Origin of the sequence: Sphingomonas populi (assembly GCF_004208535.1) — a bacterium.
Lineage (GTDB): Bacteria > Pseudomonadota > Alphaproteobacteria > Sphingomonadales > Sphingomonadaceae > Sphingomonas > Sphingomonas populi.
In genome coordinates this window covers 95,383-120,025 of the sequence record NZ_SGIS01000008.1, presented here as the reverse complement: position 1 = coordinate 120,025, position 24,643 = coordinate 95,383, and the positions used below count along the sequence as shown (strand labels likewise).

Here is a 24,643-nt window from a genome sequence, read left to right as displayed (position 1 = left end):
ATCGTTAACGAAGCGGAACATTTCGGGAAGGTTTCCAGATGTTGAGTCCCGACTTATCCACAGGCCCCAGTGATAGCGTGTGGCGGCGAGGACTCGGCCTCCCGAAAAAATGCGGCGACCGGAGCGAAGCTGCGACGATGGAGCGGGGAGGGGCCGTGTTCGCGTAAAGCGCGCAGGTGTTCGGGCGCGCCATAGCCCTGGTTGGTGATCCAGCCGTAGTGCGGATGCGCGTCGTGATGCGCGCGCATGATCGTATCGCGGGTATGCTTGGCGATGATCGAGGCGGCGGCGATCGACAGGCTGATCGCATCGCCTTTGACGATCGGCGTGGCGGCATGGTGCCATTTGGGTAGGCGGTTGCCATCGACGAGGATGTGGCCGGGCACGCAGCCGCCCTCCCGAACCAGCGCTTCCACGGCGAGCGTCATCGCCTTCATCGTCGCCCAATAGATGTTGAGCACGTCGATCTCGTCGGCCTCGACGATGCCGACGCCGATCTGCGCGCATCCACGCAGCCGGTCGTGCAGCCGGGCGCGCTCGGCGGCGGGGAGCTTCTTCGAATCGTTGATGCCGCGCGGCACGCCCCGCGCGGGCAGGATGACGGCAGCGGCGACCACCGGCCCGGCGAGCGGGCCGCGTCCGGCCTCATCGACACCGGCGACGGGGGCAAGGCAGAGTTTTTCGTGTTTGAGGCTGGGCATCAGGCGATCCGCCATGCCGGAAAGCGCCGCGCCTCGCCAGACTGGTAGAGACAGAGCGCGTTGCCGGCGGGATCGCGCGTGCGCGCCTCGCGCCAGCCCCAACGCTGGTCGACCGGATCGCCGACCGTTGCGCCGAGCGCGCGCAACGCGGCGACGGTGGCGTCGAGATCGTCGCACTCGAAATACAGCATCGGCCCGTGCGGCATCTCGTCCGCCGCCTCGATGGAGAGGGTGACGCCGCCCTCGCTTTCGAAGCGGGCGTAGCGCGGCGCGGCATCGACGATGCGGGTGAGGCCGAGCGCTTCGCAAAAAGCGGCGCTGGCGGCGAAATCGATGAGCGGCAGCGTGATCTGGTTGGGGGTGGGCGCGGGGCGGGGGCCGTCGAGCCGAACGGTCTGGTGCCCCATCGGCCCGTGGCCGCCACCGAATCCGGGCGCGCCGAGCATCGCGAGACGGACGAAGGCGCGCGCGCGCTCGATCGCATGCGGCAGCGGCGCGCCGCGCGCGAGTTCAGTCGCGATTGCCGAGGCGAGCGTGCAGCCGGTGCCGTGGGTGTGGCGGGTGGCGATGCGCGGGCTGTCCCAGCGGGCTATCTCGCCGGCGGGGCCGACGAGCCGGTCGGTCAGCGTGTCGCTGTCGCCGTGACCGCCTTTGGCGAGGATCGCGGTGCCGGTGATGGCCGCCAGCATTTCTGCACGTCCCCCCGTTCGTGCTGAGCCCGTCGAAGCCCGCGCCCCGGACGCATCGCCGCTGGTATGCCCTTCGACAAGCTCAAAGCGAACCGGGGGAGAGAGCGCGGCCAGTTCGGGCACATTGGGCGTGACCAAAGTGGCGAGCCGCATCAGCCTGTCGAATGCGGCGATCGTGTCGGCATCGGCGAGCGCCGCGCCGCTGGTCGCGACCATCACCGGATCGAACACGATCGGCACGCCAAGCCCTTCTAGCGCATCCGCCACCGCATGCGCGGTCTCGGCCGAGCCGATCATGCCGATCTTCACCGCATCGACGCCGATGTCGGACACGCAGGAGGCGATCTGCGCGACGACGATGTCGGCGGGGACCGGCATCACCGCCTGCACGCCCATCGTGTTCTGCGCGGTGATCGCGGTGATCGCGGTCATGGCGTGGCCGCCGAGCATCGTCACCGTCTTGATGTCGGCCTGAATGCCGGCGCCGCCGCCCGAATCCGAACCGGCGATGATGAGGATGCGCGGGGTCGTCACGCGTGTCCCTTGAAATAGCGTATCGTCGAGGCGGGATTGCCGGCGAGTGCCTTGCCGGTGCGGGCGGGGCGGTCCATCAGCTCGCCGCCGCAATTGGGGCAGCGATCGTCGAGATCCTCGGCGCATTCGGCGCAGAAGGTGCATTCGAACGAGCAGATGAACGCGCCGGGGGCGTTGGCGGGGAGATCGGTGCCGCAGCGTTCGCAATCGGGGCGCATTTCGAGCATTTCGTGTCCTTTTCTCCCTTCCCGCTTGCGGGAGGGGGCGGGGGAGGGCGTGTCTAAAAAGGGTGTCGCGTTTGGGGACAGGCCCTCCCCTAGCCCCTCCCGCGAGCGGGCGGGGAATATGTTGCGCTTACGCCGCCGCCGCGCGCACCGCGTCGCAGATGCGATCGACCACGCGCTCGACCTGATCGGGATCGTCGCCTTCGGCCATCACGCGGATCACCGGCTCGGTGCCGGAGGGGCGGATGACGAGGCGGCCCTTGCCGGCCAGTTCGGCCTCGGCCTCGGCGATGACGGCTTTCACCGTTTCGGCCTCCAAAGGCTTGCCGCCGGCGAAGCGGACGTTCTTGAGCAATTGCGGCAGCGGATCGAAACGGTGGAGCAATTCGCTCGCCGGCACACCTGAGCGGACCAGTTCGGCGAGGATCTGCAACGCCGCGACCAGCCCGTCGCCGGTGGTCGCGTAGTCCGACAGGATGATGTGGCCGGACTGCTCGCCGCCGACGTTGTACCCCTGCGCACGCATCGCCTCGAGCACGTAGCGGTCACCGACAGACGTCCGCACCAGCTTGATGCCCTGTGTGGCGAGGTGGCGTTCCAGACCGAGGTTGGACATCACCGTCGCGACCAAGCCGCCCTGTTGGAGCCGCCCGGCGCGCGCCCAGCCGCTCGCGATCGTCGCCATGAGCTGGTCGCCATCGACGACCTTGCCCTTCTCATCGACCACGATCAGCCGGTCGGCGTCGCCGTCGAGCGCGATGCCGATGTGGGCTCCGCTCGCCACCACCGTCTCGCACAGCACCTGCGGCGCGGTCGAGCCGACGCCGTCGTTGATGTTCTTGCCGTTGGGGGTGACGCCGATCGCGATCACTTCGGCACCGAGTTCCCACAGCGCCGAGGGCGCGACCTGATAGGCGGCGCCGTTGGCGCAATCGACGACGATCTTGAGGCCATCGAGCGTGAGGCCATCGGGGAAGGTCGATTTGGCGGCGTGGATATAGCGCCCGCGCGCATCCTCGACGCGACGCGCGCGGCCGATTTCTTCGGCGGGAGCGAGGGCGACTTCGCCGTCGATCAGCGCCTCGATCGCGAGTTCGTCGGCATCGGAGAGCTTGTAACCGTCGGGGCCGAACAGCTTGATGCCGTTATCCTGATAGGGATTGTGGCTGGCCGAGATCATCACGCCAAGATCGGCGCGCATCGCGTGCGTCAGCATCGCCACGGCAGGCGTCGGCATTGGCCCGACCAGCACCACGTCCATGCCGACCGAGGTGAAGCCGGCGACCATCGCGTTTTCGAGCATATAGCCGGAAAGGCGCGTGTCCTTGCCGATCACGACGCGGTGGCGGTGATCGCCACGCCGGAAATGCGCGCCCGCCGCCATGCCGACCTGCATCGCCATCGCCGCCGTCATCGGCGCCTTGTTGGTCAGCCCGCGAATGCCGTCGGTGCCGAAATATTTGCGTGCCATGCGTCTCGTTCCGGATCGGTTGTGTCAGCTCAGTAACGCCGCCGCGCCAGAAGCGCGAGCGGCGCGTTCGAAGCACCTCAGTGCGTGCGGGTCTCGCCGCGCGTATCCAGCCCCGCCGCCGCCGGCTCGGCGAGCCCGGCTTCGCCGAGCATCGCGTGATCGACCGGCGCATCGAGCAGATCGAGGTGCATCAGCCGCTTCACCAACGGACTGACCAGCACCACCAGCACGCCCACGCCGATCGAGAACCAGGAGATGCTGGTGTAGACGTGCAGCACCTGATCCGGCCCGGCATTGTCGCCGCCGGTCGCCTGCGCGATCACCGAGGCGATGAAATTGCCGGCGGCGGTCGCCAGGAACCAGGTGCCCATCATCAGCCCGGTCATGCTCGCCACCGACAGCCGCGTCATCGAAGACAGGCCGATCGGCGAGAAGCACAATTCGGCCATCGAGTGGAACAGATAGAGCAGGATGATGAACAGCGCCGGGGTCAGGCCGCTCCCGCTTGCCGCCGCGCCCGCCACCAGCACGATGAAGCCGACGCCGACGAGCATCAGCCCGATCCCGAATTTGAGCGGTACGCTCGGCTCCAGCCGCCGCTTGGCGAGCCATGTCCACAAACCCGCGAACAAAGGCGCCAGCGTGATGATGAAGGCCGAATTGACCGACTGGAACACCGATGCCGGCACGGTCCAGCCGAGCATCACGCGATCAACGCGTTCATCGGTGAAGACGTTGAGCGACGAGCCGGCCTGTTCGAACAGCGCCCAGAACAACGGGCTGAGCGCGACGAGGAACATCGCCGCGAAGATGCGGTCGCGTTCGACGCGGGGCAGCGTCCACACCGCGAGATAGACGATCAGCCCCACCGTCAGCGCCGAGAACCCGCCGAGCAGCAGGCCGACCGCGCCTTCCGAACGGATCAGCCACCAGGCGACGCCGATCGACAGGAACGCCGCGATATAGATGATCCATTCGCGCGACAGCCCCGCCACCACCGGCGCGCGCAACCGCTCCGGCGATACCGGCTGACCTACGCCGTGAAGCTCACGCTGGAACACCACGAACACGATCTGGCCGAGCACCATGCCGATACCGGCGGCGCCGAAGCCCCAGGACCAGCCGACCGTCTCGCCGAGGATGCCGATGATGATCGGGCCGATCCACGCGCCGGTATTGATTCCCATGTAGAAGATCGAGAACGCAGGGTCGCGGCGGATATCGTTGCGCGCGTAGAGCTGGCCGACCAGTACCGAGATATTGGCCTTGAGGAAGCCCGTGCCGATCACGATCGTCGCCAGCGCGAGGTAGAAGCCGTTGAGATAGAGGCCCTGTTCGCCGACCGGCCCCTCGAACAGCGCGATCATCAGGTGGCCGGCGGCGATGAGGATACCGCCCGCCAGCACCGCCTTGCGCGCGCCGAGATACCGGTCCGCCAGATAGCCGCCGATCACCGGGGTGACGTACACCAGCGAGGTATAGGCACCGTACACCGCGTAGGACGGGTCTTTCGCGAACAGGAAATGCTTGGTGAGATAGAACACCAGGATCGCGCGCATGCCGTAATAGGAGAATCGCTCCCACATTTCGGCGAAGAACAGCATGAACAGCGCGCGGGGGTGGCCGAACAGCGTTTTCGCGTCGGCGGGCACGCCCGGGGCGGATTCGGCGGTGGCCATGTACGGAACAACTTCCTGAAAACCCTGCCGGAACGCCCGGCGTACAAGCGCGCGAACCTAGCGGCATTCCGGCGACTGTAAATATGCGCGCGGCAACGCTACATCGTGGGCATGTTCAACGACACCAGTTCGCCGCTAGCGCTGCTTTCCACCCGCCGCTCGGGCAAGCCACGCGACATGATCGCACCCGGCCCTTCCCCCGAGCAGATGGAGACGATCCTCGCCGTCGCCGCGCGCACGCCCGATCACGGCAAGCTCGCGCCGTGGCGCTTCGTGGTGGTGGGCGAGGACAAACGCAACCGGCTCGCCGAGGTCATCACCGAGGCGTATCGCGCCGAGCGGCCGCAAGCGACGCGGGTCGAGCTCGATTCGCTCGTACAGTTCGCGCATCAGGCGCCAGCTTTGGTCGTCGTGCTGTCCGCGCCGCATCCGACCAGCAAGATTCCTTTGTGGGAGCAGGAGCTTTCGGCGGGGGCGGCGTGCATGAACCTGCTCACCGCCGCGCATGCGCTTGGCTTCGTCGGCGGGTGGCTGACCGGCTGGCCGGCATATTCGGACGCGGTGCGCGATGCGTTCGGCGCCGCGCCAGAGCGGATCGCCGGCTTCATATTCCTCGGCATGCCCGAGCGCCTGCTCGACGAGCGGCCCCGGCCCGATCTGAGCGACGTCGTCTCCACCTGGCAGGGCTAAGGACTGGACGCGAAGCCCTGCTGCTGTATTAAGGTGGCATGACAGCGCTCAGCAACGACGACAGCCCCGTGTACATCCGTCTGCGCAACACGATCGCGGCGGCGATCCTGCGCGGCGACTATCGCGCGGGCGACCAGCTTCCCTCGGTGCGCGCGCTCGCCGCGCAGCATGGCGCCAACCCGCTGACGGTGGCGAAGGCGTATCAGACCTTTCAGGACGACGGCTATGTCGAGGTGCGGCGCGGCGTCGGCATGTTCGTGCTGGCGGGCGCGGCGGAAAAGCTGCGCGATGCCGAGCGGACGTTGTTCCTGACCGAAAGCTGGCCGCGCATCCGCGACCATATCGGGTTACTCGGTCTCGACCCCGCCGACCTGCTGGAGCGCAGCGACGCCTGAATTCGGCCCGGCGCAATCGTGTTCCTTTTCGACGAAGAATACGGTTGAAGAGACGTGATGCGCAAATCCGGCACGATCATTCTGGGCGGCCTCGCCGTATTCGGCGCGACCGCCGCCAGCGCCGCACCACCCGCGTTGGTGCCGCTGCCCGCCTCCGTGATCGAACAGCCGGGCAGGGGGTTCGACGTTCCGCCAGCACCGCGCCTGCGCGTCGCGCCGCACGATGACGCCGCCCGCGCCGCAGCCACCGCTTTGCGCGACCGGCTCGCCGCCACGACGCGCCTGCGCCCGGTCCTTGTCGAGACCGCCGAGGGACGCGCCGGCGACATCGCTTTCGCCAGCGATCCCGCCGCGCCCGGCGGCGGGGAAGGCTATACGCTCGCCGTCGCCGACACCGGCGTCACGATCCGCGCGTCCGCCGGGGCGGGGCTGTATTACGGCGGCGTGACGCTGTGGCAGTTGCTCACCCAGCAGCCCGGCGGGACCGTCCATCTCGCGACCATGACGATCGCCGACCAGCCGCGCTTCGCGTGGCGCGGGCTGATGCTCGATTCGGCGCGGCACATGCAGTCGGTCGCCTATGTCGAGCGCTTCCTCGACTGGATGGCGGTCCACAAGCTCAACAGCTTCCATTGGCATCTGAGCGACGATCAGGGCTGGCGGATCGAGATCAAAGGCTATCCGCGGCTCACCTCGGTCGGCGCATGGCGCGCGGCGGTCGCGCCAGACACGATCGCGCCGGACGGCAAGGCCGTGACGCGCTACGGCGGCTTCTACACGCAGGAGCAGATCCGCGCGGTGGTCGCCTATGCCGCCGCGCGGCACATCACGATCGTCCCCGAGATCGACTTGCCCGGGCACAGCACCGCGCTGATCGCGGCCTATCCCAAGCTCGGCGTGCGCGGCTTCGGGCCCGAGCCGGTCGCGTCCGACTGGGGGTTGCTGCCCGAAGTGCTCAACACCGACGAAGCGACGATCACCACGGTCGAGAACATCCTCAGCGAAGTGATGGCGCTGTTTCCGGGCCGGTTCATCCACCTCGGCGGCGACGAGGTCGACCCGACCCAGTGGCAGGCCTCCGCCGAAACGCGAGCGCGGATGGCGTCGCTCGGTCTCAAGGATGCGCCGGCGCTGGAGCGCTGGTTCATCGCGCGGCTGGGGCGCTTTCTGGAGGCACATGGCCGCCGGCTGATCGGCTGGGACGAGATTCAGGACGGCGCGACCGGCGCCGGCCTCGACGCGCAGGCGGCGATCATGTCGTGGCACGACGGCGACGGTGCGGCCAAGGCGGTCGCGTCCGGGCACGACGCCGTCATCGCGCAGGCGCCGCTGTACTATCTCGACAACCGCCAGAAGAACACCGCCGACGAGCCACCCGGCTGGAGCGATTCCATCACTGCCCGGATGCTCTACGAGCATGATCCGGTCCCCGCAGGTCTGTCGCCCAACGCGCGGCGCCATGTGCTTGGCCTGCAAGGCCAGATGTGGACCGAGCGCGCGCGCCGCGAGGATTGGGTGACGCAGTTGGTGTGGCCGCGCGCCGCCGCCATCGCCGAGGTTGGCTGGAGCCCGCCAGCGCGCGACTGGGCCGGCTTTCAGAGCCGCATGGCGGTGCAGCGGGCGCGCTATCGGCTGATCGGTCTCGATGCCGGCACAGAGGTCGCCACGCCGCCCGCGCCGGGGCCGCGCCGCGCGAGCATTGATCTCGATTTCTGCACGCCCGGCGAGACCGCGTTCATCCTGGAAGCGCCGCCGCGCGCCGAGGGCGGCACCGCGCTGGTCCGTGTATCGCCGCAGCATCCGTGCTGGCTGTACCGCGCCGCCGATCTCGACACCGCGCGCCGGCTCGACGTGGCGGCGGTGAAGCTGGCGTTCAATATGCGGCTCGGCAATGCGGCGCCGATCGCCCGCCTCGCCAAACCTCGCACCGCTGCTGGTGAGATCGACGTGCATCTCGACGGGCGCGATGGTCCGCTGCTTGTCTCGCTGCCGCTCGGCGGTTGGCCGGCGGGCGCGGATCGCCACGCGCTGTCGGCGGCGCTTCCTGCAGGGCAGGGCACGCACGATCTGTATTTCGTGTTGACCGGCACCGACATCGATTCGCGCGCCAAGGTGCGCGCGGCGATGATCGCCGTCGAAAGCGTGGCGCTGCAATGACCGATCCGTTCTCCGGGCACACCATCACGGGCGAGACGCTCGCGCGCGCCGATATCGCGGCGCTGGCGGGCGCCGCGCCGGTGCGGCTGATCGATTGCGATCTCGGCGAGGCGGAGCTTGGCCGGCTCGACCTGTCGGGCTGGCGCTTCGAGGGCTGTGACCTGCGGCGGGCCGATTTCTCCGGCGCGCGGCTGGAGCGAACGCACTGGCGATCGTGTCGCGGTGCGTTCGCGAGCTTCACCGGCGCGGATTTGGGCGACGCGGTGTTCGCGGCGAGCGATTTCAACAACGCGCTGCTGCGCGGCGCGACCTTGTCCTCGGCATCGTTCACGAGCTGCAAGCTGACCGGCGCGGACTTCACCGATGCGCGCGCGCTCGACCTGCGCTTCGAAGAGACTTTGCTGATCGACGCGCGGCTGGCGGGCTTCTCGTTCCTCAAGCAGACGCTCACCCGGCTCGATCTTAGCCGCGCGGACCTGCGCAAATGCGACTTCCGCCATGCCGTGTTCGAGGCGTGCAGCCTGCGCGACGCCAACATGGCCGGCTCGCGCTTCACTGGCGCGGACTTGCGTGGCACCGATCTCGGCGGACTGCGGCTTATCGACGCCGCGCTGTTCCGGGGAGCGACGATCTCGCGCGATCAGGCCGGGCAATTGCTCGGTGAACTCGGCCTCAACGTCCGGTAGCGCAGCCGGAAAGAGGGCGATAAGAGGCGCGCAAGCAGGAGAAACCGTATGAAGACCCGCGCCGCCGTAGCGTTCGAAGCCAAGAAGCCGCTTGAGATTGTCGAGCTCGATCTGGAAGGCCCCAAGGCCGGAGAAGTGCTGGTCGAGATCATGGCGACCGGCATCTGCCATACCGATGCCTATACGCTCGACGGGCTCGACAGCGAGGGGCTGTTCCCGAGCGTGCTCGGGCATGAGGGCGCGGGCATCGTCCGCGAAGTCGGCGCGGGCGTCACCAGCGTGAAGCCGGGCGATCACGTCATCCCGCTCTACACGCCCGAATGCCGCCAGTGTAAATCGTGCCTCAGCGGCAAGACCAACCTTTGCACCGCGATCCGCGCCACGCAAGGCAAGGGGCTGATGCCCGACGGCACCACGCGCTTCTCGTACAAGGGGCAGCCGATCTTTCATTATATGGGCTGCTCGACCTTCTCGAACTTCACCGTGCTGCCCGAGATCGCGGTGGCGAAGATCCGTGAGGACGCGCCGTTCAACAGCGCCTGCTATGTTGGCTGCGGCGTGACGACCGGCGTCGGCGCGGTGGTGAACACCGCCAAGGTTCAGGTCGGCGACAATATCGTCGTGTTCGGTCTGGGCGGGATCGGCCTCAACGTGCTGCAGGGCGCGCGGCTGGCGGGCGCGAACAAGATCATCGGCGTCGATATCAACCCGGACCGCGAGGAATGGGGCCGCCGCTTCGGCATGACCGACTTCATCGACGCGCGCGGCACATCGCGGGACGAGACGATCGCGGCGATCCTCGCGCTGACCGACGGCGGCGCGGATTACACGTTCGACTGCACCGGCAACACCGAGGTTATGCGAACCGCGCTCGAGGCGTGCCATCGCGGCTGGGGCACCAGCATCGTCATCGGCGTGGCCGAAGCCGGCAAGGAGATCAGCACGCGCCCGTTCCAGCTCGTCACCGGGCGCAACTGGCGTGGCACCGCGTTCGGCGGGGCCAAGGGCCGCACCGACGTTCCCAAGATCGTCGACTGGTATATGAACGGCAAGATCGAGATCGACCCGATGATTACCCACGTACTGAGCTTGGAAGAGATTAACAAAGGCTTCGATCTGATGCATTCAGGCGAGAGCATCCGCACCGTCGTGGTGTATTGAGAGTCGCTGGGGGAGAGACGCAATGTTCAGTCACATGATGATCGGCAGCAACGATCTTGATCGTTCGAAAGTCTTTTATGACGCGGTGCTGGGCACGGTTGGCGCGCGGCCCGGTAGCTTCGACGAAAAGGGGCGGCTGGTCTATTTCCACAACGGCGCCGCGTTCCTGGTGACGAAGCCGATCAACGGCGAGCCGGCATCCTGCGCCAACGGCGCGACGATCGGTTTCGCCACCGCCAGCCCCGAACAGGCCGATGCGTGGCACACGGCGGGCGTCGAGCATGGCGGCACGGCGATCGAGGATGCGCCCGGCGAGCGTCCGGGCAGCGGCATGTATCTCGCCTATCTGCGCGATCCCGACGGCAACAAGCTGTGCGCGTTGCATCGGCTGTCCGCCTGACGCGTATGGAGACCGTCTCGCTGAACCGCAGCCACGGCGGCGTGCAGGGTGTGTACCGTCATCCGTCGTCGGCGACGGGTACGGCGATGACCTTCTCGGTGTTCGTGCCCGATCATGCGCCGGGCACGCGCCTGCCGGTGGTGTGGTTCCTGTCGGGGTTGACCTGCACGCACGCCAACGTCACCGAGAAAGGCGAGTATCGCGCCGCCTGCGCCGAACTCGGGTTGATCTTCGTCGCACCCGACACCTCGCCGCGCGGCGACGGGGTGGCGGATGTGCCGGAGTATGATTTCGGGCAGGGCGCCGGCTTCTATGTCGACGCCACCGAAACGCCGTGGTCGGCGCATTTCCACATGCGTTCGTACATCGAGCAGGACCTGCCGGCGCTGATCGCGGCGGAATTCCCAGCCGACATGGCGCGGCAGGGGATCACCGGCCATTCGATGGGCGGGCACGGCGCGCTGACGATCGGGTTGCGCAATCCCGATCGTTTCCGCAGCATCTCCGCCTTCGCGCCGATCGTCGCGCCTTCGCAGGTGCCGTGGGGCCGGAAGGCACTCGCCGGCTATCTCGGCGATGATCCGGCGGCATGGCGCGCGCACGATGCGGTCGCGCTGATCGAGGATGGCGCGCGCGTCGGCGAATTGCTGGTCGATCAGGGCGATAGTGATCCGTTTCTCGCCGAGCAATTGCGGCCGGAGCTGCTGGCGGCGGCGTGTCGCGACGCCGGTATCGCGCTGACGCTGCGGATGCAGCCCGGGTACGACCACAGCTATTATGGCATCTCGACCTTCATGGCCGATCATCTGCGCTGGCACGCGGCGCGTCTCGGCTGAACCCGTTCGGATCTTGCGCGTTGTGCAGGCTCTCAGGAGGACAGCATGGGCGAAGATGAGATCGAACGCGACGTCGGCGGCGTGCAGGGCACCGACGATGATGAGCAGGCGCCCGCTGCGCCGGCCGCACCCGAACAGACCGACGAGGGCACGAAAGTGATCGCCCCCGATGCGGGCGAGATCGAATGGGCGGGCGGCTTGGTCAAGAAGGCACCGGGCACGCCGAACGCCTGACACTCGATCGGGACGCCGCGCCGGGGTTTTACTGCAACGCAGCAAAATTGTCATTGACTGACTGAACACTCTTTTATAGAGCCGTCGCGATCATGGCGAGACCAAGAAGCGACGACCGGCGTAACGCGATCATGGCAGCGGCCACGAAGATCATCGCCGCGCAGGGTATCGGCGCGCCGACCGCGCTGATCGCCAAGGCGGCAGGCGTCTCCAATGGCTCACTGTTCACCTATTTCGAGACCAAGGCGGATTTGCTCAACCAGCTCTACATCGATCTAAAGAGCGAACTCGGCGCGGTCGCGGTGGATGGCTTTCCGGTCGGGGAAGGCCAGCGCGAACAGCTTGCCCATGTCTGGGCCGGCTTGCTGCGCTGGTCGACCGCAAATCCCGAAAAGCGTCGCGCGCTCAAGCACCTCAACGTCGCTGAGGAAGTCGTCACGTCGAGCCGGGAAGCCGCGCGCTGCGGTTTCGGCGAGATTACCTCGCTGATCGAGCGGGCACGGGAAAACGGCCCGATGCACGCCGCACCGTATGGCCTGTTCGCCGCGTTCATGAGCGCGATCGCCGAGGCGACGGTCGAGTTCATTCTTCAGGACCCGGAAAATGCCGACGCCCATCGCCAGACGAGTTTCGACGCTTTGTGGCGGATGATCGGCTGATTTTTTCGACTTCAAATGACTGACTGGTCAAACATGCAGGGTTTCATGATGACGCGATATGCAGACGGGCGGGCGGTTCGAACGCCCCCATCACGCAAGGCTCGGGCGGTGACGGCGCGATGAGCGACGCCTCCGATCAGTCCGTGCGCGAGGACGCGCCAGCGCAGGATCAGCCCGAAGCCAAGAAGGCCAAGCTCAGCCCCGTCACCAAGCTGGTTCTGCTGGTGATCGTGGTCGTGCTGCTGGTGCTCGGCATCCTCTGGTTCATCCATCACCAGACCGTCGGCAAATATCTGCAATCGACCGACGACGCGACGATCGCCGCCGACGCGGTCGTCGTCGCGCCCAAGGTGAGCGGCTATGTCGAGCAGGTGCTGGTGATCGACAACCAGGACGTGAAGGCGGGCGATCCGCTCGTTCGCATCGATCCGCGCGATTACCGGGCCAAGGCCGAGCAGGCGCAGGCGCAGATCGCGCAGGCCACCGCCACCACCGAGAACGCGCGCGCCGGCATCGCCGAGCAATATGCCGCGATCGATCAGGCGCGTGCCCAACTCGCCGCCGCGCGTGCCAAGGCCGCGCACGATGCCGCCGAAGTCGCGCGCTACACCCCGCTTGCGGCGAGTGGCGCCGAGACGCGCCAGCAACTCGCGCAATTGCAGATCGCCGCCAAGCAATCGTCCGCCGATGCGCGCGCGCAGGCGGCGGCGCTGGTCGCGCAGGAACGCCGCATCACCAGCATCCGTGCGCAGGTCCGCCAGGGCGAAGCGCAGGCGCAAGGCGCGCGCGCGCAGCTTTCCGCTGCGAACGTGGATGTCGGTGCGACGATCCTGCGCGCCGCGATCAACGGGCGGGTCGGCGACAAGACGGTGACGCTCGGCCAGTTCGCGCAGGCCGGCACGCGACTGATGTCGCTGGTGCCGCTCGACAAAATCTACGTGACCGCCAATTTCAAGGAAACCCAGCTCGCGCTGATGCGGGCGGGCCAGCCGGCGACGATCGAGGTCGATGCGCTCGGCGGCACCGAATTGCATGGCCATGTCGAAAGCGTGTCACCGGGCACCGGCGGGCAATTCTCGCTGCTGCCGCCGCAGAATGCGACCGGCAACTTCACGAAGATCGTCCAGCGCGTGCCGATCCGCATCGCGATCGAGGCGACGCCGGCGGCGCGGCGGCTGCTCGTGCCCGGCCTGTCGGTGACGGTGACGGTCAATACGATCGCCGCGAAGGGTGAGCTCGACCATATCCGCGATCAGGAAAAGCAGCGCGAAAAGGCGCGGCCGCGTGGCTAGTTCAGCCGCCGCCGCCACGGCCCAGCGGCTAGCCAAGGCGCGGCCCCCGGCCGATGCCGAGGGCCGTCGCGCCGACGCCAGCGCGTGGCTGGCGGTGGCGGCGGGCACGCTCGGCGCGCTGATGGCGACGCTCGACATCTCGATCGTCAACTCGGCGCTGCCCACCATCCAGGGTGAGATCGGTGCGAGCGGGACCGAAGGCACCTGGGTCGCGACCGCCTATCTGGTCGCGGAGATCGTCATTATCCCGCTGTCGGCATGGCTGACGCGGATGCTCGGCCTGCGCACCTTCCTGTTGATCGCGACGGTGTTGTTCACCGGCTTCTCGCTGATCTGCGGGACGTCGACCAATCTGACTCAGATGATCATCGGTCGCGTCGGGCAGGGGTTCACCGGCGGCGCGCTGATCCCGACCGCGCAGACCATCATCGCGCAGCGACTGCCGCGCGCGCAACAGCCGGTCGGCATCGCGATGTTTGGCGTGGTCGCGATCATGGGGCCGGTGTTGGGGCCGTTGCTGGGCGGTTGGCTGACCGAGAATGTGAGCTGGCATTACGCCTTCTTCATCAACCTGCCGATCTGCGCGATACTCGCGGTGCTGCTGTTCGTCGGCCTGCCGCACCAGAAGGCCAAGCTCGCCGAGTTCGCCAACGCCGACTGGCTCGGCATCGCCGGACTCGCGCTGGGGCTGGGCGGGCTGACCGTCGTGCTCGAAGAGGGGCAGCGCGAATTGTGGTTCGATTCGAGCCTGATCCGCACGGTGACGGCGATCTCGGTGGTCGGCTTCGGCTGCCTGATCGCGGGCCAGGTGTTCGCGAGACGGCCGGTCATCAAGCTCAGCCTGCTGCTCGATCGCCAGTTCGGGTCGGTCGCGCTGATGGGGGTCGTACTCGGCATCGTGCTGTACGGCACGTCTTATGTGATCCCGCAGTTCCTCGCCTCGATCGCCGATTACAATTCGCTGCAATCGGGCAAGGTGGTCCTTCTGTCGGGCATCCCCGCCCTGATGCTGATGGCGGCGGTGCCGATCCTGCTCAAGCGGATCGATATCCGCATCGCGGTAACGGCGGGCCTGATCATCATGGCAACGTCCGCGCTGATCGATTCGAGCCTGAACGCGCAGTCCTCCGGCGGCGACTTCACCGCCTCGCAATTGTTGCGCGGGGTCGGCCAGATCCTGACGATGCTGTTCCTCAGCCAGGCGGCGGTGCAATCGGTTCCGCCGGCCGATGCCGGTGACGCGTCGGGCCTGTACAACGCGGCGCGCAACCTGGGCGGTAGCCTTGCGCTGGCGGGCATTTCGATCATCCAGGATCAGCGGGTGTGGCTGCATTCGCGCCGGATGGAGGAATCGCTCCACGCCAATTCGGTGGCGGTGCAGGATTACATGGCCGCGACCGCGCGGAGCGTCGGCAGTCAGGCGGCGGCCTATCGTCTGGTCGGCCAGCAAATTCAGGTCGAGGCTCTGGTGATGACCTATAACGATATCTTCTTCATGATGGGCGTCGGCGCGCTGATGGTGCTGCCGCTCGTCTTTTTCCTTCGGCCACTGCCGAAGCACTCCGAACCCGCGGCGATGCATTGATGCTGAAACATACTCCCCTCGTCGCGCTGGCGTTGCTCGGCGCCTGCACCGTCGGCCCGAACTATGCCGGCCCGCCCAAGGCCGCGTCCGACGCGGTGGCGCGCGGCGGCTTCGTGCGCGCGAAGGACGCGACGTTCGTTCCCGCGCCGGCCCTCGCGCGCTGGTGGGAGGCGCTTGGCGACGCGACGCTCAACGGCCTCGTCGATGATGCGCTGGCGCACAGCCCCAATATCGATCTCGCGCAGGCGCGCATCCGCGAGGCACAGGCGCAACTCACCTCTAAACGTGCCAACGAACTGCCGAGCATCAGCGCCAACGCAACCTATCTGCACGCCGGCCTGCCCGGCACCAATCTGGGCGGCAGTTCGAGCGATAGCGGCAGCAGCAGCAGCGATATTTCGTCGCTCAATTTCTACAATCTCGGCGGGCAAGCCTCGTGGGAGGTCGATCTGTTCGGCGGTGGGCGGCGCGGCATCGAGCAGGCGCGTGCCGGCGTGGCGCAGCGCTTCGCCGATCTCGCCGACGCGCAGGTGAGCCTGTCGGCGCAGGTCGCGCAAGCCTATGTTAATTTGCGCGACGTGCAGGAGCGGCAGCGGCTCAACGCCGAATCGAGCAAGCTCCAGCGGCAGGCGCTCGATCTCACCCGTCAGCGTTTGCAGGCGGGCACCGCGTCGCAGCTCGACGTGCAGCGCTTGCAGACTCAGGTCCAGAACACCGACGCGCAGAATGTGCCGCTGGCCGCGCAGATCGACCAGTATAAGGACCAGCTCGCGGTGCTGACTGGGCGCACGCCGGGCGCACTCGATCCGCAGCTCGACGCGCTTGCGCCAGTGCCGCTGCCGCCCGCGCAGGTGCCGGTCGGTGACCCCGCGACGCTGATCGCACACCGCCCCGACATCCGCTCGGCCGAGCGCGCGCTCGCTGCGGGCAACGCCGCGATCGGCGTGCAGACCGCCAAGCTGTACCCCAAGATCAACTTCATGGGCATCCTCGGGCTCGGCGGCACCAGCCCCGGCGACGTGTTCGATCCCGGCAAGTTGACCACGCTGATCGCGCCGATGCTGAGCTGGTCGTTCCTCGATTTCGGCCGCACCCGCGCCGCGATCCACACTGCCGAGGCGCAGCGCGATCAGGCCGGGGCGCAATATCGGGAAACGGTGCTTGAGGCGTTGCAGGACGCCGAGAAGAACCTCTCGCTGTTCGGCAACGTCCGCCAGCAGCTCGGCCAGTTGCGCGGTGCCGAGGTGACGGCGGCGCAATCCGCCCGGCTCAACGCGCAGCGCTATCAGGCGGGGACCAGCACGCTGATCGACCAGCTCGATATCGAGCGCCAGCGGCTGTCGGCGGCGATCGCGGTGGCGCAGGCCAAGGCGCAGCTCACCAACGCCTATATCGGCGTGCAGAAGAGCCTTGGCCTCGGCTGGAGCGATCCCGCGAAGGACGCGCCGGTCCGTTCCGGCGGCTGAGCGTCTCCCAACGCGACGGGTGGCACTGGCGGCGTGTGGTGCCATAAGGGCCGGATGCGATCGAAACTCAGCCTTCTGGCCCGGATGGCTACCGCCGTCGCCGCGTTGCTCTGCTCCGCCCCAGCGCTCCGCGCGGAGGCTTCGCAATCCGGGCCGGTGCAATCCTATGACAGCTACGGATCGTGGTTCGTTGCGTGCGACAACACGCTCGCCTGCGTTGCCAAGGGCTTTGCCGATTCGAGCCACGGCACGGAGATACGGATCGAGCGTGACGCCGGCCCGGCCGCGAAACCGGTCGTGACGATCCGCGCCGACCACAAGTTCGATCGCGGCGGCATCGCGATCGACGGCAAGCCGGTCGGCCTCGCGGCGCCTGTGTGGGAGATGACGACGGACGCCGACGAGACGGCGCTGGCCAGCGACGACCTTACCGCCATCCGCGCCCTCGTGCTGCGCTTGCGCGACGCATCGACGCTGCGATTGGGTGCCGAGGACGACATCCCGCTCGACGGGTTCGCGGCGGCGATGCTGCGGATCGATGCGCGGCAGGGGCGGGTGGGCGGCGTGACGGCGCTGCTGCGGCCCGGCCCGCTTCCCGCCGCGAAGGTTCCGCCGCCGCCACCGCGTCCGAAAATCCCCTATCATCCGATCACCGCCAGACTGGCGCCGGGCGAAGACGCGCGGTTGATCGCCGCCGTCCGTGCCGGGCAGAAAGCCGTCCTCGCCAAGGAAGACTGCGAGGCGGATGTCAGCATGGACCCGGAGGCCTATCCGCTCGATGCCCGGCAGGCGCTGGTGCTGATCCCGTGCATTATGGGGGCGTATCAGGGATCGTCGCTGGCGTTCATCGCGCAACGCGCTGGCGGATCGTCGCGCCGGCTGATCGCGCCGACGCCCTATATCGGCAACGGCACCGATCATTCCGATGCGCGCTATTTCACCGACAGCACGTTCGATCCCAAGACCGGCATGCTGAGCGACGCCGCGAAAGGGCGCGGGATGGCCGATTGCGGCATGTCGGCAAGCTGGATCTGGGACGGCACGGCGTTTCAATTGACCGATATGGAGCTTCAGCAATCCTGCGGCGGCATCGAACCGGGGGATTGGCCGACTCTGTTTCGCTCGGTGCATTGAGGCGGATCGGGCGATTGACTGCATCTCCCGAGCGGCGCAAAACTCCGACAAATTAGGGGAGAATCGATGATGCGGCCCATGTCCGGTTCGGGAAGACGGTATCGCGCGATCGGGCCGTTTGGCTTGCGCTTGGTGGCGACGGCGCTGGGTCTCGCTTTGGCGGCGACCGCGCCCGCGCAGGCGCAGACCGACCGGATGATGCCGATCGCGGTGCCGAGCCAGCCGAACGCGATCGAGCTCGGCACGGGGCCGCTGCCCGGTGCGGCCGCCAAGGAATCGTGGCACAGCCAGTATAACAGTGTCTTCGCCCGCAACGTGACGGTGGCGACGCTCACGCCCTTCCTGCCCGACCCGGCGAAGGCGAGCGGCACCGCCGTCATCGTCGCGCCCGGCGGCGGTTTCACCACACTATCGATGCAGAACGAGGGCTGGGACGTCGCACGCGCGCTTGCCGCGCGCGGTGTCGCCGCGTTCGTCCTGAAATACCGGCTCAACCAGACACCGGGCGATATGGCCGCCTACCAGCGCTCGCTGCAGGAGCGCGCCACCAGCGGCGCGCCGCGCCCGACGGCGGCGGCGATGATGGCCAACCTCGCGCCGCAGCTCGCCGACGCGCGCGCGGCGTTTGCGCTGATCCGCCAGCGGGCGACGGAATGGCATGTCGATCCGGCGCGGATCGGCATGATCGGTTTCTCGGCCGGCGCGATGCTGACGATGGCGACGACCCTCAACGGACAGGCCGATGCCAAGCCCGCCTTCGCCGGCACGATCTACGGCTCGCTCGCCCCGGTCACCGTGCCAGCCGACGCACCGCCATTGTTCGTCGCGCTCGCCGCCGACGATCCGCTGTTCGGCAACGGCACGTTCGGCCTGATCGAGAGCTGGCGCGCGGCCAAGCGCCCGGTCGAGTTCCACTTCTTCGAACAGGGCGGCCACGGCTTCGGCATGTATCCGAAGAAGACCACCAGCACCGGCTGGTTCGACGAATTTGCGCGCTGGATGACGATGCACGACTGGATGAAGCCGGCCGGCTGATCGGGCAATTTGGCGAGTGTCTGGCTGCTAGCCGCCTGAGAGGGGATACGTGCCGTAGAGAGCTGGTGGCTCTGCCTCAACGCTGATGACCCCTGCGGAAGCCGACAAGATACCTACAACCAATTGTTATTAAAATGATAAACCAGTCTTTGTATCCGTCTGTTACAGCATGCCGATTTGTTTAAGCCAAAGCTCAACGAGCTGCGGCCATTGCCCGACGGGCTCGTCCTTGTGACGTAGAGCAAAGGCGTGCCCGCCCTTGGCAAACAGGTGAACCTCGGTCGACACGCCAGCCTTATCCAGCGCCGCCGCATACATCAGGCTGTTGCAAATCGGATCGGTTGCGTCGTCCCACGCCTGAGCGATAAAGGTCGGGGGCGCGGCCTTTGTTACTGGTAAGCTGCGGTCGAACGAGCCGTCATCACGACAGATATGACCCGGGTAGAGCGCCACTGCGAAATCCGGTCGGCTGCTGATCTTGTCGATGGCATCAATCGGACGATAGGTTGGTGTCAGGATGTTGCTGGTCTGCGCGACAAGGTAGCCGCCTGCCGACATCCCCAGAACGCCGATGCGATGGGGGTCGATACCAAGCTCGCCTGCTTTGGACCGCACTAGCCGTATTGTGCGCTGCGCATCCTGCAAAGCACGAGGAATGTGGGGCGTGATTCGGCGGTTTAAGGTATCGTCCCAAAAGTCGTTGCCGCCCGGCGCGCGATACTTGGAGACGATGCACGTAACCCCTTTACGCGTCAGCCAATCGCAAATCTCCGTGCCTTCGAGCCCGATGAAGACCTTCCGAAAGCCGCCACCGGGAAACACAATCACGGCTGTTCCGGTTTTGCGCCCTTTGGCAGGCATGATCGTCATTGTCGGTACGGCGATATTCAAGACAGCTTCCGACTTGCCGCCGAGAACGCCGGCATCGTCGTAGGTTTGTACACTCTCAGGCGGTTGTGGCCTGAACGTGCCGTTGGGGGCATCACCTGGCCAAAGCGGCACTTGGTCCAATCCCGAGGCTGGCCGCCAAGTGCCCAAGGTAGTGACCGGCGGCCTCTCTGTGGATGACGCGGGGCTATCGACTGGGATGGTCAGCGCCAACGCAGTTGAAAGCAGAATGCGGACACGCATTATGAACACCTTCGGAAAAGCGGCGTAGCATCCGGCGTTCTACACCCGAGCGCAAGACTACTGCATACCCGTTCCGCAGGCGGATCGCAGACCTCGGACGCCCTGCGATCGAACATCTGATGCTCAAGCGCCGCGCATCAAAGGCCATTGATCCCTTGCACGATCATTGCCTGACTCCACGATCACGCAACACCAGCACCGGGATATCCGAAGCGATGCCGGGATCGACCCGCAGCACCGCGAACAGATGCTTGCCTGCTTGCCATGCGCGCAGCGTGCCGTAGCGCGGCCGAAAAACGCCGAGCGCGACTGGCTCCCAACCCGCCGGAACCCCCGCGCCGATCGCACGCCATAGCTTCGCGTCATCGGCGGGAGCGATCGTATAGTCGGTGACGTCGAGCTTGCCCCAGGCGGGTTCGAGTCGATCGAGGCTCGCGATCATCGCCGCGACGCGCCGGTGATCGACCAGGTCGCCATAGGGCGCTTCGTCGTGCCGGACGAGGATCGCGGGCAGGGTGATCGGCGGCGGCGCCGGCGCGGGCGCGCAGGCGGTGGTCGCAGCCGCCAGCGTCAGCGCGGCGCGCAGCCTCACGGTCGAGCCCGGCGCTGGACCGAGGCGAGCGTGTCGTCGAACGTGCTCGACACCGCATCGCCGACGCCGAGCTCGCCGGTGCGCGTGTCGACCGGCAATGCCGCATTCTCCAGCCGCGTGCCGGCATTGGCGGTCGGGTCGGAAATCGCCGCATTGACCGCGAACTGTACCCATTCCTTGGCGAGGCTCGCGCCGGTGCCGATTGCGGCCGCCGCCGGGCCGCCGATCTTGGCCTTGTCGACGATGGTCAGCGCCGACTTCAGGATCGCCGTCACCTGAGCCCGCTGCTGTGCGACGTCGCCCGACAATGACTGCGCGCCAGCATAGACGCTGCCAACGAAATAGCCGAGCGCGCCGGCGTTTGGCCGCCGTTCCTGATGGGTGTTGGCGACGGTAACGGTCTGGTCGAGCCGTGTGACCGGATTCTCGGTGCCGCCGTTGCCGACCTGCAGGCGACCCATCTGCCGGCCGAGTTCGGCCTCGCGGCCTTCATGCAGCATCTCCTTGGCATAGGCCGAGAAGCTCGATCCGTCGGCGGTTGCCCGGTTGTAGGTCAGCTCGCGCATGACGCCGCTTGTATCGCTATCGATGATCCGAGTCAGCCCGTCCGTCATCCGATGCAGCGCGGCATCCTTGCCCACCACGGTGAGCCCGCCGATGATACTGTTGGTGTCGCGCACCGCGCGCATCGCCTGCACGCCGGAATCGAACACCTGCGCCTTGAGATCGGCATCGCTCATGCTCGCGGCGGCCTGCATGATCCCCTCGAACTGGGTGGCGTGCCACGTCATCGTGTTGGCGGCGCCCGCGCTGGTGGCGGTCGTGGTCATCTGCGCATCGACTGCCGAGGTCAGCACGTCGGGCAGATGCGAACCGAGCGCGCGAAACCCCGCCTCGGCCTGCGCGCCACGCAAGCTGCCGAGCACCTGGCCGACCGCAGCGCCTTCGGCATCGCTGAAGCTGGTCTGGCTGTAGCCGAAGCCGGTATCGAGCCGCGCCGCAGTGTCCCCGGTCGCACCCGCCAGCGCATGAATATAGTCGATCTTCGCTTGCGCGCTCGCATGCGTCGCCACCGCGTCGCCGAGCTGGGTCACCGCCGCGAAATCGCCGCGTGTGTCGGTTCCCGCGAAGGCATTGCTGAGCGTGGCGAGGTGTTGGCCGTCGAGCTTGCCCGCCATGTCGGCGAAAAAGCGGCCGCGCTCGTCCGCCGACAGCCCGCCGAGCCCGAGGATGCTGCCGTCCTCGACCTCGCCGGCGATACGGCCGAGCTCGCCGCCGTGCTGCAACCGGTCGATCACCTGGTTGGCCTGCGCCGCCGGCAGCGAACTGATCGTCGCGACCACCTGTTTGATCTCGCCGTTGGTGACGGGGTTGAGGAAGCCGGTCTCCATCGTCCGGGTGATGGTGTTGACGGCATTCGAAACGGGATCGGTCACGCGCGGACTCCTCTCACGGGCTTGGCCGTGCCGTTATCGCCGGGTTCGCGGACGAATGCGCTAGTCGATGCGACTAGCGCGGCGGCTGGAGCTAATCGGATCGCTTATCGTAGCGCCGGGACGATGCCGCTTATCATTGCGCCATCCCCAGCGTGAAAGGTGGCGCGATGAGCATTGAGATCGACACGGGAGTGCGCTCCCCCGGCACGGCGGGCGGTATGCCGTCCGATCGGCTCGATGTACTCGCGCAGCGCGGCGATCTCGACACGTTGCGCGCCTATCTCGGCGAGCATCCCGGGCAGCGCGACTCGCTCGACAGCTTGCTGGTGCGCGGTTCGCGCTACGGCGACGTGTTTGCGCTGGCCGAGGGCCACCGGCGGGCGGCCGGACCACAGGCGGCGGCGGTGGATGACAAGCCGAAGCCCAAGCCAGTCGATTACGATACCCCGGTCTGGACCAAGACCAAGGTCGGCGACGGCCCGGCCTTCCCCGGCCGCAAACCGTCCGACACCAGCTACCGTCTTTCGGAAAGCGCCGCGTGGGGCGGGATGGTCGCGGCGGGCACGGTCAGCGCGTCGGAACAGCGCGTCATCAGTCGGATGGCCGATAATGAGGGGCGGCTCGATTCGGTGCAGTCCTATGACAACCAGATCGTCACGGTCGGCGCGATGCAGAAGACCATCAACCCCCAGGGTACGGGCGAGCTTGCGCGCCAGGTGTTCGAATTCTCGCAATCGAACCCCGGCGCCTATGCGTCGCTTTTCACCGACCAGGGCTGGAGCGTCGAGCATAGCGGCAAGGGCACCGGCGACGGCGCCTATACGATGTCGCTGACGGTCGACGGCATCAAGATGAGCGGCAGCGATCTTTCCACCTATATCAAGGACGCGCGGGAACCCGATCATTGGACAACCGCGCTGTCGCCGCTCCAGAAAGCGGGCCGCGATGCGGCTTTCCAGGAGAAGCAGATCGGCGATTTCGTCACCAGGCTCGACAGCGCGCTGGGCAAGGTGCCGGCCAGCGCGGTGAAGGGGCAGAGCTATATCCGGCCGATTTCCGCCTATGTCACCTCGGAACAGGGTGCGGCGCTGGTGCTCGACGAGAGCGTCAACCGACCGGCACACGTACCGACGACCTTTGGCAAAGCGCTCGACGCGTTTTTCGCGGACAACCCCAAGGTCGAACGTGATCCGATGCTGTGGACAGCCGAGCAGCGCGCGACGTATGAGCCGCAGATCGTTTCCGATTACGAGGCGCAGCGTCTGGTGTCGCGCATGACCGATCCCGATCAGCGCGCCGCGCATATCACCGGCAAGGGTACGACGCTGAGTGCCGATCCGGGCAGCTTCGTGCGCGTGTCACGCTGAAGCGCCTCCTCCTCGCACTGTTGCTTGCGGCGGCCGCGCCGGCGCCCGGCCCGGCCACGCGTTTCGTGGTGTCAGGCGCGCCGGGCGCGACCAGCACGATCACCATCGTACCGAGCGACGGCGGCAGGATCGTGGCCGACCGGCTGCTCGACCGGCCTACCCTGATCGCGAACGAGAAGGATGCGTTCAGCCGGAACACGCTGCCGCATGGCAGTTGCGGCTATGCCGGTGCGGCGCGGCCCTTCACGCGGCTGCGCGGCTATGATCGTAGCGGACGGCTCGCGTGGAGCTGGGATCTGGCGCGGGAAAACGTGGCGGTGCGGCTGCTTGGCACCGGCGTCGACGATTGCCTGTCGCCCGACCGTACGCATCTGCTGGTGTTGATCTACGGGCTGGTGCCGGGCGATCTGTCCTTCAGCGAAGCGTTGCAAGCGCAGGGCGTGATCGCGCTGGGGCCACGGCACGGCTTCGTCCACGCCAAGCCGACCGGGGTGGCTGAAATGTTCGGCAATGCGCGCCGCACCAGCGCGATCGGCTGGCGGCCCGGCAAGCCGGCGACGCTCGACTATGAGGTCGATGCCGACGTCGACGGCGCTGTCGTGACGGCGTCGGCGGATTTCAGCGTGGCGCCGCCGAGACGTAGCGCCTACCGGAGCGAAAGCAGGCGCGCTCAGGCGCCCGCTTTTTCCCGGCGGTAATGGTCGAGATACTGGTCGAGCCGCTCCTCCTTCGCCTTGTCCCAGATGCCGTTGAGGCGCTTGGGCGGATCGTAGGAGAAGTGGAATGCGTAGGTGCCGGGCTGGTCGATCTGCAATTCGAAGCCGCCCAGTACGTCGCCCGCCGCCTTGCGCTGCTTGTAGAGATCGACGATCGCGGCGCGCGCGTCGGTACTGAGGTCGAACTGCGGATCGCTGAGCGCGCCATCGGCGTCGCGCGCGATGGCGAAGCTCACCGCGTCGAGCTGGTAGCCGTCGTCATGCTCGGCGATCTCGACATCGGCGACGATCCGCTCCCACGCGGACACCGGCACGGTGCGCGCGACCTCGATCACGATGCGGTTCTGCAGGTCGGTCAGGTCCATGGCAGTCC

25 protein-coding genes are annotated in these 24,643 nt (G+C 67.2%); 16 read left to right on the top strand and 9 right to left on the bottom strand.

Annotated elements, in window-relative coordinates; genetic code table 11:
* Window positions 1–53: 53 nt before the first annotated feature.
* From EWE75_RS07345 to EWE75_RS07325, 5 genes are all read right to left on the bottom strand, one after another.
* Complete coding sequence (locus EWE75_RS07345; RefSeq protein WP_130156007.1) at window positions 54–701, bottom strand: ribonuclease HII; 648 nt, start codon at window positions 699–701, stop codon at window positions 54–56.
* A complete protein-coding gene (thiD, locus tag EWE75_RS07340) occupies window positions 701–1,924 on the bottom strand; it encodes a bifunctional hydroxymethylpyrimidine kinase/phosphomethylpyrimidine kinase (RefSeq protein WP_130156006.1) in 1,224 nt (407 codons plus the stop codon). The genes EWE75_RS07345 and thiD overlap by 1 nt, the downstream gene beginning before the upstream one ends.
* Window positions 1,921–2,151 (bottom strand): DUF1272 domain-containing protein, encoded by a 231-nt coding sequence (locus tag EWE75_RS07335; RefSeq protein ID WP_069206751.1) that lies wholly within the window; start codon window positions 2,149–2,151, stop codon window positions 1,921–1,923. The genes thiD and EWE75_RS07335 overlap by 4 nt, the downstream gene beginning before the upstream one ends.
* Window positions 2,152–2,278: 127 nt before the next feature.
* The gene (gene glmM, locus EWE75_RS07330; RefSeq protein WP_130156005.1) at window positions 2,279–3,619 is read right to left on the bottom strand and encodes a phosphoglucosamine mutase; all 1,341 of its coding nucleotides are present in this window, start codon (window positions 3,617–3,619) and stop codon (window positions 2,279–2,281) included.
* Window positions 3,620–3,696: 77 nt separating this feature from the next.
* On the bottom strand, window positions 3,697–5,298 hold the full coding sequence (locus tag EWE75_RS07325; protein WP_130156004.1) for a peptide MFS transporter: 1,602 nt from the start codon (window positions 5,296–5,298) through the stop codon (window positions 3,697–3,699).
* A 111-nt stretch (window positions 5,299–5,409) separates the two neighbouring features.
* On the opposite strand from EWE75_RS07325, the gene EWE75_RS07320 reads away from it, so the two are divergent.
* From EWE75_RS07320 to EWE75_RS07255, 14 genes are all read left to right on the top strand, one after another.
* The gene (locus EWE75_RS07320) at window positions 5,410–5,988 is read left to right on the top strand and encodes a nitroreductase family protein (RefSeq protein WP_130156003.1); all 579 of its coding nucleotides are present in this window, start codon (window positions 5,410–5,412) and stop codon (window positions 5,986–5,988) included.
* 38 nt (window positions 5,989–6,026) lie between these two features.
* Window positions 6,027–6,383 (top strand): GntR family transcriptional regulator, encoded by a 357-nt coding sequence (locus EWE75_RS07315; RefSeq protein WP_130156002.1) that lies wholly within the window; start codon window positions 6,027–6,029, stop codon window positions 6,381–6,383.
* A gap of 57 nt (window positions 6,384–6,440) precedes the next feature.
* Window positions 6,441–8,540, top strand: a complete 2,100-nt coding sequence (locus EWE75_RS07310; protein ID WP_130156001.1) for a family 20 glycosylhydrolase — start codon at window positions 6,441–6,443, stop codon at window positions 8,538–8,540.
* Window positions 8,537–9,226, top strand: coding sequence for a pentapeptide repeat-containing protein (locus EWE75_RS07305; RefSeq protein WP_130156000.1), 690 nt, complete (start codon window positions 8,537–8,539; stop codon window positions 9,224–9,226). The genes EWE75_RS07310 and EWE75_RS07305 overlap by 4 nt, the downstream gene beginning before the upstream one ends.
* A 48-nt stretch (window positions 9,227–9,274) precedes the next feature.
* Window positions 9,275–10,387, top strand: a complete 1,113-nt coding sequence (locus EWE75_RS07300; protein WP_130155999.1) for an S-(hydroxymethyl)glutathione dehydrogenase/class III alcohol dehydrogenase — start codon at window positions 9,275–9,277, stop codon at window positions 10,385–10,387.
* A gap of 22 nt (window positions 10,388–10,409) precedes the next feature.
* On the top strand, window positions 10,410–10,787 hold the full coding sequence (locus tag EWE75_RS07295; RefSeq protein ID WP_130155998.1) for a VOC family protein: 378 nt from the start codon (window positions 10,410–10,412) through the stop codon (window positions 10,785–10,787).
* A 5-nt stretch (window positions 10,788–10,792) separates the two neighbouring features.
* Window positions 10,793–11,623, top strand: a complete 831-nt coding sequence (gene fghA, locus EWE75_RS07290; protein ID WP_130155997.1) for an S-formylglutathione hydrolase — start codon at window positions 10,793–10,795, stop codon at window positions 11,621–11,623.
* 45 nt (window positions 11,624–11,668) lie between these two features.
* Window positions 11,669–11,857, top strand: a complete 189-nt coding sequence (locus EWE75_RS07285) for a hypothetical protein (RefSeq protein WP_130155996.1) — start codon at window positions 11,669–11,671, stop codon at window positions 11,855–11,857.
* A 92-nt stretch (window positions 11,858–11,949) separates the two neighbouring features.
* Window positions 11,950–12,516, top strand: a complete 567-nt coding sequence (locus EWE75_RS07280) for a TetR/AcrR family transcriptional regulator (RefSeq protein ID WP_130155995.1) — start codon at window positions 11,950–11,952, stop codon at window positions 12,514–12,516.
* A gap of 119 nt (window positions 12,517–12,635) precedes the next feature.
* The gene (locus EWE75_RS07275; protein ID WP_130155994.1) at window positions 12,636–13,808 is read left to right on the top strand and encodes an HlyD family secretion protein; all 1,173 of its coding nucleotides are present in this window, start codon (window positions 12,636–12,638) and stop codon (window positions 13,806–13,808) included.
* On the top strand, window positions 13,801–15,393 hold the full coding sequence (locus EWE75_RS07270) for an MDR family MFS transporter (RefSeq protein WP_130155993.1): 1,593 nt from the start codon (window positions 13,801–13,803) through the stop codon (window positions 15,391–15,393). Before EWE75_RS07275 ends, EWE75_RS07270 begins: the two co-directional genes overlap by 8 nt.
* Window positions 15,393–16,859, top strand: a complete 1,467-nt coding sequence (locus EWE75_RS07265; protein WP_165388291.1) for an efflux transporter outer membrane subunit — start codon at window positions 15,393–15,395, stop codon at window positions 16,857–16,859. Before EWE75_RS07270 ends, EWE75_RS07265 begins: the two co-directional genes overlap by 1 nt.
* 84 nt (window positions 16,860–16,943) lie before the next feature.
* The gene (locus tag EWE75_RS07260; RefSeq protein WP_165388290.1) at window positions 16,944–17,993 is read left to right on the top strand and encodes a DUF1176 domain-containing protein; all 1,050 of its coding nucleotides are present in this window, start codon (window positions 16,944–16,946) and stop codon (window positions 17,991–17,993) included.
* Window positions 17,994–18,071: 78 nt separating this feature from the next.
* Complete coding sequence (locus tag EWE75_RS07255; protein ID WP_130156072.1) at window positions 18,072–19,028, top strand: alpha/beta hydrolase; 957 nt, start codon at window positions 18,072–18,074, stop codon at window positions 19,026–19,028.
* Between the two features lie 162 nt (window positions 19,029–19,190).
* On the opposite strand, the gene EWE75_RS07250 is transcribed toward EWE75_RS07255, so the two are convergent.
* From EWE75_RS07250 to EWE75_RS07240, 3 genes are all read right to left on the bottom strand, one after another.
* Window positions 19,191–20,030 (bottom strand): alpha/beta hydrolase, encoded by an 840-nt coding sequence (locus tag EWE75_RS07250; RefSeq protein ID WP_231708262.1) that lies wholly within the window; start codon window positions 20,028–20,030, stop codon window positions 19,191–19,193.
* Window positions 20,031–20,322: 292 nt separating this feature from the next.
* Entirely contained in the window at window positions 20,323–20,751 is a 429-nt protein-coding gene (locus EWE75_RS07245; RefSeq protein ID WP_130155991.1) for a hypothetical protein, read from the bottom strand.
* On the bottom strand, window positions 20,748–22,187 hold the full coding sequence (locus tag EWE75_RS07240; RefSeq protein ID WP_130155990.1) for a hypothetical protein: 1,440 nt from the start codon (window positions 22,185–22,187) through the stop codon (window positions 20,748–20,750). The genes EWE75_RS07245 and EWE75_RS07240 overlap by 4 nt, the downstream gene beginning before the upstream one ends.
* 167 nt (window positions 22,188–22,354) lie before the next feature.
* On the opposite strand from EWE75_RS07240, the gene EWE75_RS07235 reads away from it, so the two are divergent.
* Both EWE75_RS07235 and EWE75_RS07230 read left to right on the top strand, forming a co-directional pair.
* Entirely contained in the window at window positions 22,355–23,554 is a 1,200-nt protein-coding gene (locus EWE75_RS07235; protein WP_130155989.1) for a hypothetical protein, read from the top strand.
* Window positions 23,555–23,622: 68 nt separating this feature from the next.
* Entirely contained in the window at window positions 23,623–24,252 is a 630-nt protein-coding gene (locus EWE75_RS07230) for a hypothetical protein (RefSeq protein ID WP_130155988.1), read from the top strand.
* On the opposite strand, the gene EWE75_RS07225 is transcribed toward EWE75_RS07230, so the two are convergent.
* On the bottom strand, window positions 24,225–24,635 hold the full coding sequence (locus tag EWE75_RS07225) for a hypothetical protein (protein WP_130155987.1): 411 nt from the start codon (window positions 24,633–24,635) through the stop codon (window positions 24,225–24,227). The two genes, EWE75_RS07230 and EWE75_RS07225, sit on opposite strands and share 28 nt — an antisense overlap.
* Between the last annotated feature and the right edge of the window lie 8 nt (window positions 24,636–24,643).

What these genes read in the sequence shown, in the direction of transcription:
- EWE75_RS07345 (WP_130156007.1), bottom strand. Translation starts at nt 701, where the DNA reads ATGCCCAGCCTCAAACACGAAAAACTCTGCCTTGCCCCCGTCGCCGGT.
- EWE75_RS07335 (WP_069206751.1), bottom strand. Translation starts at nt 2,151, where the DNA reads ATGCTCGAAATGCGCCCCGATTGCGAACGCTGCGGCACCGATCTCCCC.
- glmM (WP_130156005.1), bottom strand. Translation starts at nt 3,619, where the DNA reads ATGGCACGCAAATATTTCGGCACCGACGGCATTCGCGGGCTGACCAAC.
- EWE75_RS07325 (WP_130156004.1), bottom strand. Translation starts at nt 5,298, where the DNA reads ATGGCCACCGCCGAATCCGCCCCGGGCGTGCCCGCCGACGCGAAAACG.
- EWE75_RS07320 (WP_130156003.1), top strand. Translation starts at nt 5,410, where the DNA reads ATGTTCAACGACACCAGTTCGCCGCTAGCGCTGCTTTCCACCCGCCGC.
- EWE75_RS07315 (WP_130156002.1), top strand. Translation starts at nt 6,027, where the DNA reads ATGACAGCGCTCAGCAACGACGACAGCCCCGTGTACATCCGTCTGCGC.
- EWE75_RS07310 (WP_130156001.1), top strand. Translation starts at nt 6,441, where the DNA reads ATGCGCAAATCCGGCACGATCATTCTGGGCGGCCTCGCCGTATTCGGC.
- EWE75_RS07305 (WP_130156000.1), top strand. Translation starts at nt 8,537, where the DNA reads ATGACCGATCCGTTCTCCGGGCACACCATCACGGGCGAGACGCTCGCG.
- EWE75_RS07300 (WP_130155999.1), top strand. Translation starts at nt 9,275, where the DNA reads ATGAAGACCCGCGCCGCCGTAGCGTTCGAAGCCAAGAAGCCGCTTGAG.
- EWE75_RS07295 (WP_130155998.1), top strand. Translation starts at nt 10,410, where the DNA reads ATGTTCAGTCACATGATGATCGGCAGCAACGATCTTGATCGTTCGAAA.
- fghA (WP_130155997.1), top strand. Translation starts at nt 10,793, where the DNA reads ATGGAGACCGTCTCGCTGAACCGCAGCCACGGCGGCGTGCAGGGTGTG.
- EWE75_RS07285 (WP_130155996.1), top strand. Translation starts at nt 11,669, where the DNA reads ATGGGCGAAGATGAGATCGAACGCGACGTCGGCGGCGTGCAGGGCACC.
- EWE75_RS07280 (WP_130155995.1), top strand. Translation starts at nt 11,950, where the DNA reads ATGGCGAGACCAAGAAGCGACGACCGGCGTAACGCGATCATGGCAGCG.
- EWE75_RS07275 (WP_130155994.1), top strand. Translation starts at nt 12,636, where the DNA reads ATGAGCGACGCCTCCGATCAGTCCGTGCGCGAGGACGCGCCAGCGCAG.
- EWE75_RS07265 (WP_165388291.1), top strand. Translation starts at nt 15,393, where the DNA reads ATGCTGAAACATACTCCCCTCGTCGCGCTGGCGTTGCTCGGCGCCTGC.
- EWE75_RS07260 (WP_165388290.1), top strand. Translation starts at nt 16,944, where the DNA reads ATGGCTACCGCCGTCGCCGCGTTGCTCTGCTCCGCCCCAGCGCTCCGC.
- EWE75_RS07255 (WP_130156072.1), top strand. Translation starts at nt 18,072, where the DNA reads ATGTCCGGTTCGGGAAGACGGTATCGCGCGATCGGGCCGTTTGGCTTG.
- EWE75_RS07235 (WP_130155989.1), top strand. Translation starts at nt 22,355, where the DNA reads ATGAGCATTGAGATCGACACGGGAGTGCGCTCCCCCGGCACGGCGGGC.
- EWE75_RS07225 (WP_130155987.1), bottom strand. Translation starts at nt 24,635, where the DNA reads ATGGACCTGACCGACCTGCAGAACCGCATCGTGATCGAGGTCGCGCGC.